Below are 15,993 nucleotides of genomic sequence, written 5' to 3' on the forward strand. Positions count from 1 at the left end.
CCATGACCCATACTGTAGAAAAAATCGGCGGCACCTGCATGAGCCGCGCACGCGAACTTGTTGACACACTCTATGTCGGGCCAACCAGGGATGGCGCGCTTTATAACCGTGTTTTCGTTGTGTCGGCCTTTGGTGGCATTACCAACATGCTGCTGGAGCATAAGAAAACAGGCTCTCCGGGTGTGTTCGCGCGTTTTGCCGCAGATGACAGCGGCTCGGGCTGGCAAGACAGCTTGCGCGACACGGCTGCCAGGATGTGCGAAATCCACCATGATATTCTGGAACATGACGCCGACCGCGAACGCGCGGACGCCTTTGTGCGCGACCGGATCGAGGGGACACGCGCTTGCCTGCTGGACCTACAGCGATTGGGGTCTTACGGGCATTTCCGCATCTCTCAGCAAATGCAGACTGTGCGCGAACTGCTATCTGGCATGGGCGAGGCGCATTCTGCCTTTGTCACTACGCTGTTGTTGCAGCGCCGCGGGGTGAATGCGCGGTTTGTGGACCTGTCGGGCTGGCGGGACGAGAGCAACCCCAACCTGTCGCAGCGGCTGGAACAGGCAATGGCGGGCATTGACCTGACAGTAGAGATGCCGATTGTCACAGGCTATGCCCATTGTGCCTCTGGCCTGATGAACGAATATGATCGCGGCTATTCCGAGGTTGTCTTTGCCCATCTCGCCGCCGAAACACAGGCGCGAGAGGCGATTATCCACAAGGAATTCCACCTGTCATCGGCGGACCCCCGGATCGTGGGGGTTGAAAATACCGTCAAGATCGGGCGCACCAGCTATGATGTGGCAGATCAGTTGTCGAATATGGGAATGGAAGCGATCCACCCCAACGCCGCGCGCGTTCTGCGCCGTGCCGATGTGCCCTTGCGCGTGAAACATGCGTTTGAACCCGATGACCCCGGCACATTGATCGGGCCAGAGGGGGGCACCGCCGGACGGGTAGAGATGGTCACGGGCCGGCCCATTCACGCTTTCGAGGTGCATGAGCCTGACATGGTGGGGGTAAAGGGCTACGATTCCTGCATTCTGGATGCGCTGACGCGCCATAATCTGTGGATCGTGTCCAAGCATTCCAATGCCAACACGATCACGCATTATCTCTCGGGTTCCTTCAAGGCGATCCGCCGGGTTGAATCCGAGATTTTGAAGACCTATCCCAATGCGGAAATCAACACCCGCCCCATGGCGATGGTGTCGGTGATCGGCTCTGACCTCAGCCAGGTATCGGTTCTGGCGCGCGGGCTGGATGCGCTGGAAAGCGGCGGTGTGCGCCCGCTTGCAGCGCAACAGGGCTTGCGCCGCGTCGAGGTGCAGTTCTTGGTACCCCGCGACCGAATGGAAGACGCGGTCAAACTGCTGCATGATGCGCTGGTGGAGAGCACCGAGGCCATGGCCGCGCCGCGCGTTGCTGCGTGATCTGCGCCAAAGGGCGGCACCAGCAGGGCGCAAAGCTTGCAGATACGCGGCCAGATCGGCGAAAACCCCCCGATTTGGCCGCGAAAGCACCCAATACGGCTTGTCAGATGCCGCATACGCGCCTATAGAGCAGCCAATCAAGAAGACGTCGAGGTCACAAGGTCAGGATGGGCAGGGTCGGGCGCAAGCCGCGACCCTTTGTGTTTGTTGCCCCTCTTGCGTGGGTCTTGTCTGTTTCTTGAACCCGAAACCAAAGACCGGCGGAGGCAACCGCTCGGCCAGAAACATGAATGTAAAGGATGCAGAACTGAATGTGCGCTAAAGCAACCATGGAAGAATTCGAGGCAATGCTCGCAGAGAGCCTCGAGATGGACACCCCCGATGAGGGCAGCGTTGTCACCGGCAAGGTTATTGCCATCGAGGCAGGTCAGGCCATCATCGATGTCGGCTACAAGATGGAAGGCCGCGTCGATCTTAAAGAATTCGCAAATCCCGGCGAGACACCCCAAGTCGCAGTTGGCGATGAGGTTGAAGTCTTCCTCGAGCGTGTCGAGAACGCGCGCGGCGAAGCTGTCGTCAGCCGCGAGAAGGCCCGCCGCGAAGCCGCTTGGGACCGTCTGGAAAAAGCCTATGCCGACGAGACCCGCGTCGAGGGGGCTATCTTTGGCCGCGTCAAGGGTGGCTTCACTGTCGATCTTGGCGGCGCTGTGGCGTTCCTGCCCGGCTCTCAGGTCGATGTGCGCCCCGTGCGCGACGCTGGCCCGCTGATGGGGCTGAAGCAGCCTTTCCAGATTCTGAAAATGGACCGTCGTCGCGGCAATATCGTTGTGTCCCGTCGCGCCATTCTGGAAGAATCCCGCGCCGAACAGCGCGCCGAGGTTATTGCGCAACTAGCCGAAGGTCAGGTTGTCGATGGTGTGGTCAAGAACATCACCGAATACGGCGCATTCGTCGATCTGGGCGGTGTGGATGGTTTGTTGCACGTCACCGATATGGCATGGCGCCGCGTCAACCACCCGTCGGAAGTTGTCACTATTGGCGAGACGATCAAGGTGCAGGTCATCAAGATCAACAAAGATACGCACCGTATCAGCCTTGGGATCAAGCAACTGCAAGCCGACCCATGGGATTCGGTGTCCACGCAATATGCGCTTGGCACAGTACACAAGGGCCGCGTGACCAACATTACCGATTACGGCGCATTTGTTGAACTGGAAGCAGGCGTTGAAGGTCTGGTACATGTCTCGGAGATGAGCTGGACCAAGAAAAACGTCCATCCCGGCAAGATCGTGTCAACCTCGCAAGAGGTGGATGTCATGGTGCTGGAAATCGACGGTGCAAAACGCCGCGTGTCGCTGGGTCTGAAACAGACCATGCGCAACCCGTGGGAAGTGTTCGCAGAAACCAACCCAGTTGGCACCCAGATCGAAGGCGAGATCAAGAACATCACCGAATTCGGTCTGTTCGTGGGTCTTGAGGGTGACATCGACGGTATGGTTCACCTGTCCGACATCAGCTGGGACCAGCGCGGCGAAGAAGCCATCACCGAGTTCCGCAAGGGCGACATGGTGCATGCGGTCGTGTCCGAGGTCGATATCGAGCGCGAGCGTATTTCGCTGTCGATCAAGGCGCTTGAGAATGACAACTTCTCGGATGCTGTTGAAGGCGTGAAGCGCGGCGCGATTGTCACCTGTGCGGTGACAGCCATCGAAGATGGCGGGATCGAGGTCGAGTATAACAGCATGAAAAGCTTTATCCGTCGTTCTGACCTTGCACGCGACCGTGCCGACCAGCGCCCAGAGCGTTTTCAGGTTGGCGACAAGATCGATGCGCGCGTCACATCGGTGGACAGCAAGACCCGTCGTCTTGGCCTGTCGATCAAAGCGCGCGAAATCGCAGAAGAGAAAGAAGCGGTCGAGCAGTATGGTTCGTCCGATGCAGGCGCCAGCCTTGGCGATATTCTGGGCGCAGCCCTGAAAGACCGCAGCTAAGCTTCTGTCTGAGACACAAAACCATGAAAACCCCGGCAACAGCCGGGGTTTTTTTATGCCGGGCGCGGGTTTTTGCAAGATTTGTGCCTTAGCGCCGCTCTGCGTTTTTTCGGTGTTCCTTCGGCAAAGATTTCCGCCTATAGTTTGCCCACAATAAGGCATGGCCCGCAAAGGGTTGCCCAATGCGACCGGGGGTAAACACAAATGATCAGATCAGAGTTGATTCAGATAATTGCCGACGAGAACCCGCATCTTTTTCAACGCGACGTAGAGCGGATCGTGAACACTGTCTTTGGCGAGATTACCGAGGCACTGGCACGCGGCGAGCGTGTTGAACTGCGCGGTTTCGGGGCATTTTCGATCAAGGCACGGGATGCGCGCGTTGGCCGCAACCCGCGAACCGGCGAAAGCGTCGAAGTCGACGCGAAGGCTGTGCCATTTTTCAAAACCGGCAAATTGTTGCGGGACCGGCTGAACGGACTGGAAGGATAAAGCACCATGATGGCTTATGTGCGCTACGGGTTCGCGGCACTTGTCGCTTTGGTTTTTGTGACAATCGCTTTGGCAAACAGGTCGATGGTGACAGTAAAACTGCTGCCTGACACGCTTGCCTCGCTGACAGGGGTGGATATTTCGGTATCCTTGCCGCTTTTCATGCTGCTGGGGGGCGCAATCGCAATCGGTCTTTTGCTGGGTTTTGTGTGGGAATGGTTCCGCGAATATGGCTATCGCGCCGAAGCCGCGCGCCTGCGCCGCGAACAAGACAGCATGCGCGCGGAACTCAAGCGCGTGCAAACCGAAGCACCCCATGCGCGCAAGGATGATGTGCTGGCACTGGTCGAGGCGAAGTGAGACAGCGCAATGTCCGATAGGATGCGCGTCAAGATATGCGGCCTGACATCGGTGCAGGCCGTGGCTGATGCTGTGTCATCTGGCGCGGATTATGTGGGGTTTGTGTTCTTTCCACGCTCTCCGCGTCACCTGACACTGGAACAGGCGGCAGAACTGGCGTCAGACGTTCCTGACGGCGTTGTGAAAGTTGCGCTGACGGTCGATGCAGATGATGCCGCGCTGGATGCGCTGCTGGCGCAAGTGCCCATAGATATGTTGCAGCTGCATGGACACGAATCGCCCGCGCGTGTGGCCGAGGTTCGTGCGCGCTATGGTCTGCCGGTGATGAAGGCGGTGGGCGTGGCCGATGCCGATGATCTGCTGGATCTGGATGCCTATCTGGCGGTCGCAGACCAAATTCTGGTGGATGCAAAACCCCCAAAGACCGCTGTTCTGCCCGGCGGCAACGGGCTGAGCTTCGATTGGCGGCTGATGCAGGGGCGGCATTGGTCAAAACCATGGATGCTGGCAGGGGGGCTGACCCCTGCGAATGTCGCGCGCGCGATCGAATTGACGGGCGCGCGTCAGGTCGATGTCTCATCCGGGGTCGAGGCGTCACCGGGCGTGAAAGACAGCGCGCGCATGCGCGCCTTTGTGTCAGCCGCGCACGCCTTTTGAAGCCGTCGCCAGCTTGCTATTCTGCCGCCAGTTCCGGCGCGCCGCGAAAGGTGAGATCGTCAGGCGCGCGTGGCGTGCATTTCGACGGAACCGGCGGGCCACTTATGGCAAGCAAGGCTTCCAGCCCTGAATTGCAGCTGACCAGCTCGGACAGATACAAGTCGTCCAGCGCCGAATAAAACGCATCCACCGCGCGCGCCAGATGGGGGCGCATGACACAATGCGTTTTCAGCGGGCAGGTGTTGTGGTCCGAGAAGCACTCGATAAACGGCAGGCTGGATTCAAACGCGCGAAACACCGCGCCCACACTGATATTCTCTGCCGCGCGCGCAAGGTGGAAACCGCCATGCCGCCCGCGCAATGTGGTGATGAACCCTTCTTGCGCGAGTTTGTTGATAACCTGCGCCAGATGGTTTTCCGATGCATTGACGGCTTTGGCCGCATCTTGCTTGCGCACCAAGACATCCTTGTTGACCGCACAAAACATCAGTGTGCGCAACGCAAGATTGGTTCTTGTGGTCAATCGCATGTCAGCCGCTCCTTGGCGGCGGCCCAAGGGGGCTGCCACTATTTGGGTTTCTTCTTGCACGCAGTATCGTGAAAACCGCACCCGCTGGCTTTGATCCGCATCAAACCTGTCGCAGCTCTGTTGGGATATAATGTCGCAGGCAGAAATACTGGTTCATTTTTGATTTGAATCAAAGATACGTTTAATCATATATAAGATTGTACGCATGTGTATACCGACAGATCGGGGGAGCGGATGAAAGAATTGGAACAGATAACAGCCAGCCGCAGGGGGTTTCTTGGCTTGGCAACAGGCGGGGCGGCGCTGGCGCTTGGGGCAGGGCAGGCCGCACAGGCCGCGACCGTGCGTACAAATGCGCGCATCCTGATTCTTGGGGCGGGGGCAGGTGGTGCCGCAATCGCCAACCGCTTGACGGAACGTCTGGATGGCGCGCAGATCACCATTCTGGATGGCCGCCCGCAGCATTGGTACCAGCCCGGTTTCACACTGATCGCCTCTGGTCTGCGCAAAGCGGATTATGCCATCTCCTCGACCGAACAATGGTTGCCGCGCGGGATTAGCTATATCAACGAATACGCCGCCGAACTGGACCCCGAGGCCAACCGCGTCACCACCACAGGCGGGCAGCGGATCGAATATGATTACCTGATCGTGGCAACAGGTCTGGTGCTGGATTGGGACGCCATTGAAGGGTTTGACCTGAGCATGGTCGGCCCTGACAATGGCATATCCGCGCATTACGCAAGCCCGGAACTGGCCGAACTCAGCTGGCATGCGATGGATAAATTCACCTCTGAAGGGGGTGTCGGCATGTTCGGCCGCCCGGCCACCGAGATGAAATGCGCAGGCGCGCCCGTCAAGCTGTGCTTTCTGGCCGAAGATATCGCCACCACCAAAGGCAACCGCGCGGGATGCGAATTCGTCTATAACGCACAGGCGCAAAACCTGTTTGGCGTGCCAGTCATTCACCACCGCGTGCGCCAGATCATGGATGAGCGCGACATCACCTATCGCTACCAGCATGTGCTGAAAGGCATTGATCTGGGGGCAAAAACCGCAACCTACACCACGCCCGACGGCGAGGTGACAGATAAGTGGGATTTCATCAACATCATCCCGCCCCAGCGCGCACCTGATGTTATCCGCAATTCCGGCCTGTCATGGGCCGATCGCTGGACCGATCAGGGCTGGATCGAGGTGGATATGCAGACCCTGCGCCATGCCCGCTACCCGAATGTCTTCGGGATTGGCGATATTGACGGGGTGCCCAAAGGCAAGACCGCCGCATCGGTCAAGTTCCACATCCCTGTGGTCGAGGATCACCTTGTCAGCGAGATTGCGGGCCGCGAAGGCACCCGCATCTATGATGGCTACACATCCTGCCCGCTGATCACGCGGATTGGCCGCGCTATGCTGGTGGAATTCGACTATCAGGACAATCTGACCCCCTCTTTCCCCGGTGTGATCGCACCACTGGAAGAGTTGTGGATCTCCTGGCTGATGAAAGAAGTGGCGCTGAAGGCCACCTATAACGCCATGCTGCGCGGTCGCGCCTGAGGGAAACGGGGTACTGGGGGCTGCCGCCCCCTCGGCGGGCAAGCCCGCCTCACCCCTGCGAGTATTTAGGGCAAGAAAATGCGATCTTGTCTTTAGAAAGGTCTAGAGAATGGAAGAATTCAGCTTCATGACGATCATCGCCGTGTTCGAAGAGATATTCGGCACGGGCTTGTTCTGGGCGATGGTGGTGGTCGCCGCCGTGATCACGCTGGCCTATCTGTATGTGCTGGTGCGCGACCGTGAAATGTCGATGCGCAAGTTTCTGCTGGCGCAAGTGTCGATGCCTGTGGGCGGTGCGGCCGCGGTCTGGTTTGTCATGCTGATGACAAATTCCGGCTTTCGTGACATTGGCGGGCCGATTGACTGGCTGGTGCTGCTGGGCGTGTTTGGCGCGGGCGCTGTGGGCTTTGCGATCCTTGTCTATGTCGTGCAATCCTTTGTGCGGGGCAAGACAACAGACGCCTGAGGCCTCTGATCACAGATTGGCGGGTCGCCGCTCCTCCCAGTGCTGACCTGCCTGTCCGCCCGCGTCCTTCCTCCCAAAGGCGCGGGCTTTGGCATTTTCGGGCTTGGCAGGGTTACGTTGCGCGCCTATGGTCGCGCCCATGAAGCGCTTGACCCGCCCCATTTCCTACTGCATTTGCCGCTGAACATATGGCGGGCGGTTTCGTGTCTTCTTTCTGATCAAGGACATCACCTTCCCGCCGGGCCTTGGCCCTGAGAGGACCGGATGACACAGATCACATTGCACAATTCCCGCACACGCCGGAAAGAGCCGTTCACCCCCATCGACCCTGAAAATGTGCGGATGTATGTCTGCGGCCCCACGGTTTATGACCGCGCGCATCTGGGCAATGCGCGGCCTGTGGTGGTGTTTGATGTGCTGTATCGGCTGCTGCGCCATGTGTATGGCGACGGGAATGTGACCTATGTGCGCAATTTCACCGATGTGGATGACAAGATCAATGCGCGCGCGCGGGTGATGCAGGAAGCAGGCGATGCGCGGTCCTTGAATGACATCATCCGCGCGCTGACCGATGAGACGATTGGCTGGTATCATGCCGACATGGACGCCTTGGGCGCGTTGCGGCCCGACCACGCGCCGCGCGCGACGGAATTCATCGTGCAGATGGTGGCGATGATCGAAGGGCTGATCGCAAAGGGCCATGCCTATGCGGCGGAAGGGCATGTGCTGTTCGATGTGCGCAGCTACCCCGATTATGGCAAGCTGTCGGGCCGGTCGGTGGATGACATGATCGCAGGCGCGCGGGTGGAAGTGGCCCCTTACAAGCGCGACCCGATGGATTTTGTGCTGTGGAAGCCCTCGTCAGCGGAAGAACCGGGATGGGACGGGCCGGTTTGGGAAGGCAAAAGCATTGGGCAGGGGCGTCCGGGCTGGCATATCGAATGCTCGGCCATGGCGCATGATATTCTTGGACCGGCCTTTGACATTCATGGTGGCGGGATTGATCTGCAATTCCCCCACCATGAGAACGAAATCGCGCAAAGCTGCTGCGCGCATCCCGACGCGGGGTTTGCGAATTTCTGGCTGCATAACGAGATGGTGCAGGTCGAGGGCAAGAAGATGTCCAAGTCTTTGGGCAATTTCTTTACCGTGCGGGATTTGCTCGATCAGGGCTGGCCGGGCGAGGTGATCCGGTTTGTGATGCTGTCGACGCATTACCGCAAGCCGATGGACTGGACGGAAGAGAAGGCGCGGGAGGCTATGGAAACTCTACGAACATGGGCCTACTCGGTACTTGGTGTTATGCCCAGTCAGGTAGATCCAGAATTCATGGAGGCTCTACAAGCAGATATGAACACTTCCGACGCGCTCACCGTTCTCGGTGAACTGCATAAGTCTAATGATCGCGCTCGACTTGTAGCCAGCGCAAAATTAGTTGGTTTTGATTTATTAGCCATAGGCGAAAAATCTTGGGCGCGCCTTTTTGAGTTTAAAACTAACGATGGTAGATTCCTTTCAGAAGGAATTGATTATCAGCCGACAATTGGAGTTATTGGATGGGGTGAAATCCCTTCCGAAGTGCATGATGTAATTGCAGATTTGGTGCATTTATGGTTGAGACATCGGCGAAACAAAGACTTTGAAAAAGCAGATTCGCTTCGAGATTCTGCTGCACTTGCCGGGATTGAACTAAGAGCAACACGATCGAAAAATGGCATTAATGGTGGAACAGCATTTATTAAAAATGTAATTGACCCCGCCAAACTAGAGGCCCTCAAATGACCCGAGAGCGCCTCACCCTCTACGACACCACCCTGCGCGATGGCCAGCAGACGCAGGGTGTGCAATTCTCGACGGCGGAGAAGCACCAGATTGCCGCGATGCTCGACAGTCTTGGCATTGACTATATCGAAGGGGGTTGGCCCGGTGCGAACCCGACCGATTCCGAGTTTTTTGCCACCAAGCCCCAAACCAAGGCCATTTTCACAGCCTTCGGTATGACCAAGCGCGCGGGCCGGTCTGCTGAAAACGATGATGTGCTGGCAGCTGTGCTGAATGCGGGCACTCAGGCGGTCTGCCTTGTGGGCAAATGCCATGATTTCCATGTCACCACGGCTTTGGGCATTTCGCTGGAAGAGAACCTTGAGAATATCGGCGCATCGGTCGCGCATTGCGTGGCGCAAGGGCGCGAGGCGCATTTCGATGCCGAGCATTTCTTTGACGGGTTCAAGGCCAACCCCGATTATGCGCTGGCGGCTTTGCATGCCGCGCATGATGCGGGCGCGCGTTGGGTGATCCTGTGCGACACCAATGGCGGCACCCTGCCAAGCGAGATTTCGGCCATCACCAAGGCGGTGATCGACAGTGGCATTGCGGGCGCGCATCTGGGCATTCATTGCCATGACGATACAGGACAGGCGGTGGCCTGCACCTTGGCGGCGGTGGAGGCGGGCGCGCGCCAGATACAGGGCACACTGAACGGGCTGGGCGAGCGGTGCGGCAATGCCAGCCTGACCACGCTGATCCCGACCTTGCTGCTGAAACCTGCCTATGCCGAACGGTTTGAAACTGGTGTTTCCCATGATGCGCTGAAAACCCTGTTGCGGATTTCGCGCAAGCTGGATGATATTCTCAACCGCGTGCCGCAACGCAGCCTGCCCTATGTGGGGGCGTCGGCCTTTGCGCATAAGGCGGGGCTGCATGCCAGCGCCATTTTGAAAGACCCCAGCACTTATGAGCATATCGACCCCGCCGAGGTGGGGAATGCGCGTGTGGTGCCGATGTCCAATCAGGCGGGGCAATCGAACCTGCGGCTGCGCCTGACGGAAATGGGCATCAGCGTGGACAAGGGCGATACGCGCCTGTTCGATATTCTGGAACATGTCAAAGCGCGCGAGGATCAGGGCTATGCCTATGACAGCGCGCAGGCCAGTTTTGAATTGCTGGCGCGGCGCGCGCTGGGGCAGGTGCCGGATTTCTTTGAGGTCAAGCGCTACCGCGTCACGGTCGAGCGGCGCAAGAACAAGTATAACCAGATGGTCAGCCTGTCCGAGGCGGTGGTCGTGGTCAAGATCGGGGCCGAGAAGAAGCTGTCCGTCTCGGAATCGGTAGACAGCGAAGGCCATGATCGCGGGCCGGTGAATGCGCTGGCCAAGGCGCTGGCCAAAGACCTTGGCCCCTATCAGGCCGCGATTGACGATATGAAGCTGGTAGACTTCAAGGTGCGCATCACCCAAGGCGGGACCGAGGCCGTGACCCGCGTGATTATCGACAGCGAAGACGGGCAGGGGCGGCGCTGGTCCACTGTGGGCGTGTCGCCCAATATCGTCGATGCGAGTTTCGAGGCGCTGCTGGATGCGGTGGTGTGGAAGTTTTTACGCGATGGAGTGCGCCCATGTCCGAGTTGAGACAAGACGAGGCTTTTCTGACGCTGTACACGGATCTGGCGCGCGAAGGGCCGGGGGCGGCGGCTGATCTGGGCTGGGCGCTGTCAGTGGCGGCCACGCCGCAAAACGCGCGCATCTGCGATGCGGGCTGTGGGTCGGGCGCGGATACTGTCACGCTGGCCAAGGCGCGGCCCAAAGCGCAGATTGACGCGGTTGACCAGATCGCCCATTTCGTCGCGGCAGCGCAAAAGCGCGTGGCCCCGTTCGGCGCGCGGGTACAGGTGCGGCAGGGCGATATGGCAGCACTCTCTGGCCCTTATGACCTGATCTGGTGCGCGGGCGCGCTGTATTTTCTGGGGGTCACCGAAGGGCTTAGCCGCTGGCGCAGCGCGCTGGCACCGGATGGGGCGGTGGCGTTCTCTGAACCCTGCCTGTTGGCGCGCCCCTCTGCGGCCGCGCGCGCCTTCTGGGCCGAATATCCGCAGATCACCGATGTGGCGGGCATCCGGGCACGGGTAGCAGCGGCGGGCTACCGCGTCTTGGGCGAACAAATGCAGATCGGCGACGCGTGGGAGGCGTATTATATCCCGATGGCCAAACGCATCGAGAAATTGCGCCCCAATGCGACAGGCCCGCTGGCCGAAGCTTTGGACGAGGCAGAGCGCGAGATTGCGCGCTGGCGCGCCGCCCCTTCGGAAATCGCCTATGCCTTGATGGTGGTCGCGCCGGAATGACTGCGCTGGCCGAGAAACTGCGTCTTGGCGACCCTGACCGCCACGCCGCCACTTTGGCCGCCCCCGAGGAGGAGCGCGCAAAGCTCTGGCCGCTTTATGGGTTTAACCTTGAAATTGCGCGCGCGCCTTGGATGACGACAGAGCCGATGATCTCCGAGATGCGCTTGCAATTCTGGGCAGATGTGCTGGACGAGATCGACAGTGGCACGGCCCCGCGCGCCCATGAGGTGGCCAGCCCGTTGGCCGATCTGTGGCGCGCGTGCAATCTGCCATTGGCGCTGGGGCATGAGATGGTCGCGGCGCGGCGCTGGGATATCTACCGCGAACCCTTCGCAGATGAGGCCGCGTTCGAGCAGCATTTGCAGGCGACGAATGGCAATCTGATGTGGCTTGCAGCCATGTCGCTGGGGGCAGATCAGCGCGCAGAAGGGCCTGTGCGCGATATGGGCTATGCGGCAGGACTGGCCAACTGGCTTCTCGCTGTGCCCCGTCTGGAAGCAGCGGGGCGTATTCCGCTGGTCGATGGCCGCGACAGCGCCGTTGCGGCGCTGGCACAAAGCGGTCTGCTGCGGCTAAAGCGCGCGCGGGCCAATCGGGGCTATGTGCCTGCCAATCTGTTGCCTGTGATGCTGACAGGGTGGCAGGCGGGCGCTATTCTGAAAACCGCTGCCAGATCGCCGCATCTTGTGCAGGCGGGCCAACTGCAAGCGTCGGAATTCACACGCCGCGGCAGCCTTTTTCTGCGTGCGCTGACAGGGCGCTGGTAGGCAGGCTGGTGTGCTCACGTTAATTCGACCAGATGCTCTGGAAACCACGCGCGAATCCGCCCCCTCGCGGCTTGCCAATATCTGCCCCTGCCAGTAGGGTGCGCGCAAAATTACCCTTCGGCGCACGCCTTGGGGCAGCTTTCATGCCCGTTTTTCGGGTTCCAACCGACAGGAGATTCCATGTTCGTAACCCCCGCCTATGCGCAAGATGCCGGTGCCGCCGGTGGTCTGATTTCGATCATTCCCTTTATTCTGATCTTCGTGATCATGTATTTCTTGCTGATCCGTCCCCAGCAGAAAAAGGTGAAAGAACATCAGGCGATGGTTGGCGCGTTGCGGCGTGGTGATCAGGTGGTCACGCAAGGCGGGATCATCGGCAAAGTGGTCAAGGTCAAGGAAGATGGCGAGGCAGAGGTCGAGATTGCAGAGGGCGTCAAGGTGCGCATCCTCAAGCAGACCATTGCCACAGTCATGTCAAAGACAGAGCCTGCTGCGAAAGAATGACGGCCTGAATACGGCCTGTCCTGAAATCTGAACACCGGGGGCTATGCTCTGATGCTGCAAATACCGATGTGGAAACGCGTCCTGATCTGGTCCACCTGCGCCTTGGCGCTGCTGTTTGCGGTGCCCAATCTGTTTTATGACCGGGTTGAGCAGCACAATGACGCCGTCGCCATGATAGAGGCAGGGCAGGGCAACGCTGCATTGGAAGATGCGCGCGCACGCTGGCCTGCCTTCCTGCCCTCTTTACTTGTCAATCTGGGGCTGGATTTGCGGGGGGGGGCGCATTTGCTGGCAGAGGTCCGCGTGGCCGATGTCTATGCAGACCGCATCGATGGCATGTGGCCCGCAGTGCGTGACCGTTTGCGCGATGAGCGTGACATTGTCGGCGCAGTGCGGCGCATGCCGTCAGATGATCCCGGCGAATTGCGGGTGCGGATTGCAAATACGGCCGCAACCGATCAGGCCGCAGGTTTTGTGCGCGATCTGGCGCAGCCCACACAATCCATGGCCGGCTTTTCTCAAGCGCAGGATCTTGAAGTACGGGTCGATGGCGAAGATATCGTCGTCACCCTGTCCGAGGCAGAACGCCTTGCCACGGACGAGCGCACGATGCGCCTGTCTTTGGAAATCATCCGCCGCCGTGTGGATGAGGCAGGCACCCGCGAACCCACGATCCAGCGTCAGGGCGCAGACCGTATTCTTATTCAGGTGCCCGGCATCGGGTCGGCAGAGGAACTGAAGGCCCTTATTGGCACCACGGCACGGCTGACCTTTCATCCGGTCGTGAATGTCACCTCGAACCCAGATCAGGTTCCGGGACCACGGCAAGTGATCTACCCCTCGCTGGACGAGGCGGGCACTTATTACATTCTGGAACAAACCCCTGTCGTGACGGGCGAACAACTGGTCGATGCGCAACCGGGCATGGACCAGAACAACCGCCCTGCGGTGAATTTCCGCTTCAACCCGTCCGGTGGCCGCGCTTTTGGCATTTATACCGCCGAGAATATTGGCAACCCTTTCGCGATCGTGCTGGATGGCGAGGTGATCTCTGCCCCTGTCATCCAAAGCCATATTCCGGGCGGGTCCGGGATTATCACAGGCCGGTTCACTGTTGAGGAAACCAGCCAGCTTGCCGTTTTGCTGCGCGCAGGCGCCTTGCCCGCCGAAATGGATTTTCTGGAAGAACGCACTGTTGGCCCCGAACTGGGCCAAGACAGCATCGATGCAGGCCGGACGGCCGCAATTGTGGCCATGGTGGCTGTGCTGGCCTTCATGGTGGCAAGTTATGGTATTTTCGGCGTCATCGCCAATATCGCCTTGCTGCTGAACATCTCGATGATCTTCGCGCTGCTCTCGCTGATCGGTGCCACGCTGACGCTGCCGGGGATTGCGGGGATCGTGCTGACCATCGGCATGGCCGTGGATGCGACCGTGCTGATATTCGAGCGGATACGCGAGGAGATGCGCACCGCCAAAGGGCCAGCCCGCGCGATAGAACTGGGCTATGACAAAGCCCTGTCGGCCATTCTGGACGCGAATATCACCACTTTCATCACGGCACTGATCCTGTTTGCGATGGGCTCTGGTCCGGTGCGGGGCTTTGCGATCACGCTGGGTCTGGGTATTCTGACCTCGGTTTTCACCGCATTGATGGTCACGCGCCTGATGATGGTCATCTATTTCGAGCGCAAGCGCCCGAAAACACTTGTAATCTAAGGGGTTGAACATGCGACTGAAACTGGTTCCGCAAGACACCTCGATTGATTTCTTCCGCCATTGGAAGACGACCTTCGGGGCGTCGGTGGTGGCAATGGTGCTGTCGATTGTGGCCTTCGCGGTAATGGGCCTGAATTTCGGCATCGATTTCCGCGGCGGCACATCGATCCGGACCGAGGCGCAGGCCCCTGTCGATATCGCGCAATACCGCGCCGCAGTCATGCCACTGGGCTTTGGCGATGTGGCGATTACCGAAGTCTTCGATCCCGCCTTTGGTGCTGATCGCAACGTGGCGATGGTCCGTATTCAGGCCCAGGAAGGAACCGAGGCGATCACGACCGAGCAAATCTCTGCCGTGCGCGCGGCGTTACAGGAACTTGACCCGACCCTGACCTTTGCGGCGGTGGATTCTGTTGGCCCCAAAGTCTCGGGCGAGTTGATCCAGTCTGCGGTTATTTCGGTGGTGCTGGCGCTGGCTGCAGTGCTGTTCTATATCTGGCTGCGCTTTGAATGGCAGTTCTCGGTGGGGGCAGTGGCGGCATTGGTGCATGACATTGTGCTGACAATCGGGATTTTCAGTGTGCTGCAAATCCGGTTCGATCTGGCCATTATCGCGGCATTGCTGACCATCGTGGGCTATTCGCTGAATGACACAGTGGTGGTCTTCGACCGCGTGCGCGAGAACCTGATCAAATACAAAAAGCGCCCCTTGAAAGAAGTACTGACGCTTTCGATCAACGAGACACTGTCGCGTACGGTCATGACCTCGGTCACCACCTTGCTGGCGCTGCTGGCGCTGTTCATCCTGGGCGGCGATGTGATCCGCGGCTTCGTGTTTGCGATGATCTGGGGCGTGATTGTGGGGACATATTCATCGGTCTTCGTCGCCTCTGCGGTGTTGCTGCGGCTGGGTGTCAAGCGCGACTGGTCCAAGAATTCGGGCGACACTTCTGGCACGCAATTCGGCGTGAAGGAGGGCTGAGATGCGCCTGACCGAGATTGACTTCGGTGCGGCCCAGCCTGTCGAAGGGTATGGCCCCGGCTTTTTCCGCATCGGCGGGCAGGCCCATGACGCGCCCTTGCTGGTTGTTCCGGGGCAGGTTCGCACTTGGGGCGGTTATGAGGATGCAGAGGCGCTGTTGGAACTGGTCGGACAGGTGGATGTCGTGTTTATCGGCACAGGAGGCGCGGTTGCGCATATCCCCGCCGGATTGCGCACGCGCTTGGAAGAGGCGGGTTTGGGTGTCGAGATCATGGACAGCCCCGCCGCCTGCCGCACCTATAATGTGCTATTATCCGAACAGCGGCGCGTTGCCCTTGCCGTTTTGCCTGTGGGCTGAGGGCAGGCATTTGAGTATTTTTAGCAAGAAAATGAAGACTGTCGGGGCAGAACGAGGC

General features: G+C 59.3%; 16 protein-coding genes. 15 read left to right on the forward strand and 1 reads right to left on the reverse strand.

All coding sequences use genetic code 11. From position 1 onward, the window contains the following. Positions 1 to 2: 2 nt before the first annotated feature. The 5 genes from BG455_RS04710 to BG455_RS04730 all read left to right on the forward strand — a co-directional run bounded on the left by BG455_RS04710 (position 3) and on the right by BG455_RS04730 (position 4,933). Positions 3 to 1,433 carry an aspartate kinase gene (locus BG455_RS04710; RefSeq protein WP_071469120.1) on the forward strand — a complete coding sequence of 477 codons (1,431 nt, stop codon included), beginning with the start codon at positions 3 to 5 and terminating at the stop codon, positions 1,431 to 1,433. A 311-nt stretch (positions 1,434 to 1,744) separates the two neighbouring features. Continuing rightward, positions 1,745 to 3,424, forward strand: a complete 1,680-nt coding sequence (rpsA, locus tag BG455_RS04715) for a 30S ribosomal protein S1 (RefSeq protein ID WP_071468824.1) — start codon at positions 1,745 to 1,747, stop codon at positions 3,422 to 3,424. 204 nt (positions 3,425 to 3,628) lie between these two features. Beyond that, entirely contained in the window at positions 3,629 to 3,916 is a 288-nt protein-coding gene (ihfB, locus tag BG455_RS04720; RefSeq protein WP_071468825.1) for an integration host factor subunit beta, read from the forward strand. Positions 3,917 to 3,922: 6 nt separating this feature from the next. Beyond that, positions 3,923 to 4,276 carry a lipopolysaccharide assembly protein LapA domain-containing protein gene (locus BG455_RS04725; RefSeq protein ID WP_245735474.1) on the forward strand — a complete coding sequence of 118 codons (354 nt, stop codon included), beginning with the start codon at positions 3,923 to 3,925 and terminating at the stop codon, positions 4,274 to 4,276. 9 nt (positions 4,277 to 4,285) lie between these two features. Continuing rightward, a complete protein-coding gene (locus tag BG455_RS04730) occupies positions 4,286 to 4,933 on the forward strand; it encodes a phosphoribosylanthranilate isomerase (protein WP_071468826.1) in 648 nt (215 codons plus the stop codon). Between the two features lie 16 nt (positions 4,934 to 4,949). Here BG455_RS04730 and BG455_RS04735 read toward each other — a convergent pair whose 3' ends face one another. After that, positions 4,950 to 5,462 carry an RrF2 family transcriptional regulator gene (locus BG455_RS04735; protein WP_084386158.1) on the reverse strand — a complete coding sequence of 171 codons (513 nt, stop codon included), beginning with the start codon at positions 5,460 to 5,462 and terminating at the stop codon, positions 4,950 to 4,952. Between the two features lie 234 nt (positions 5,463 to 5,696). On the opposite strand from BG455_RS04735, the gene BG455_RS04740 reads away from it, so the two are divergent. The 10 genes from BG455_RS04740 to BG455_RS04785 all read left to right on the forward strand — a co-directional run bounded on the left by BG455_RS04740 (position 5,697) and on the right by BG455_RS04785 (position 15,935). Beyond that, positions 5,697 to 7,019, forward strand: a complete 1,323-nt coding sequence (locus tag BG455_RS04740; RefSeq protein ID WP_071468828.1) for an NAD(P)/FAD-dependent oxidoreductase — start codon at positions 5,697 to 5,699, stop codon at positions 7,017 to 7,019. A 109-nt stretch (positions 7,020 to 7,128) separates the two neighbouring features. Next, positions 7,129 to 7,485 (forward strand): DUF5368 domain-containing protein, encoded by a 357-nt coding sequence (locus BG455_RS04745; protein WP_071468829.1) that lies wholly within the window; start codon positions 7,129 to 7,131, stop codon positions 7,483 to 7,485. Positions 7,486 to 7,749: 264 nt separating this feature from the next. Further along, the gene (gene cysS / locus BG455_RS04750) at positions 7,750 to 9,267 is read left to right on the forward strand and encodes a cysteine--tRNA ligase (RefSeq protein WP_071468830.1); all 1,518 of its coding nucleotides are present in this window, start codon (positions 7,750 to 7,752) and stop codon (positions 9,265 to 9,267) included. Continuing rightward, positions 9,264 to 10,892 carry a citramalate synthase gene (gene cimA / locus BG455_RS04755; RefSeq protein ID WP_071468831.1) on the forward strand — a complete coding sequence of 543 codons (1,629 nt, stop codon included), beginning with the start codon at positions 9,264 to 9,266 and terminating at the stop codon, positions 10,890 to 10,892. The genes cysS and cimA overlap by 4 nt, the downstream gene beginning before the upstream one ends. Then, positions 10,880 to 11,605: a class I SAM-dependent methyltransferase gene (locus BG455_RS04760; RefSeq protein WP_071468832.1), complete on the forward strand. Its 726-nt coding sequence runs from the start codon at positions 10,880 to 10,882 to the stop codon at positions 11,603 to 11,605. Before cimA ends, BG455_RS04760 begins: the two co-directional genes overlap by 13 nt. Next, entirely contained in the window at positions 11,602 to 12,372 is a 771-nt protein-coding gene (locus BG455_RS04765) for a squalene/phytoene synthase family protein (protein ID WP_071468833.1), read from the forward strand. The genes BG455_RS04760 and BG455_RS04765 overlap by 4 nt, the downstream gene beginning before the upstream one ends. A gap of 180 nt (positions 12,373 to 12,552) precedes the next feature. Beyond that, a complete protein-coding gene (gene yajC / locus BG455_RS04770; protein ID WP_071468834.1) occupies positions 12,553 to 12,876 on the forward strand; it encodes a preprotein translocase subunit YajC in 324 nt (107 codons plus the stop codon). A 51-nt stretch (positions 12,877 to 12,927) separates the two neighbouring features. Next, a complete protein-coding gene (secD, locus tag BG455_RS04775; RefSeq protein WP_071468835.1) occupies positions 12,928 to 14,595 on the forward strand; it encodes a protein translocase subunit SecD in 1,668 nt (555 codons plus the stop codon). 10 nt (positions 14,596 to 14,605) lie between these two features. Continuing rightward, positions 14,606 to 15,577 (forward strand): protein translocase subunit SecF, encoded by a 972-nt coding sequence (secF, locus tag BG455_RS04780; RefSeq protein WP_071468836.1) that lies wholly within the window; start codon positions 14,606 to 14,608, stop codon positions 15,575 to 15,577. Position 15,578: 1 nt separating this feature from the next. Continuing rightward, the gene (locus tag BG455_RS04785) at positions 15,579 to 15,935 is read left to right on the forward strand and encodes an Mth938-like domain-containing protein (protein ID WP_071468837.1); all 357 of its coding nucleotides are present in this window, start codon (positions 15,579 to 15,581) and stop codon (positions 15,933 to 15,935) included. The last annotated feature ends 58 nt before the right edge of the window (positions 15,936 to 15,993 follow it).

The sequence above is a fragment of the Roseinatronobacter thiooxidans genome (genome assembly GCF_001870675.1).
Lineage (GTDB): Bacteria > Pseudomonadota > Alphaproteobacteria > Rhodobacterales > Rhodobacteraceae > Roseinatronobacter > Roseinatronobacter thiooxidans.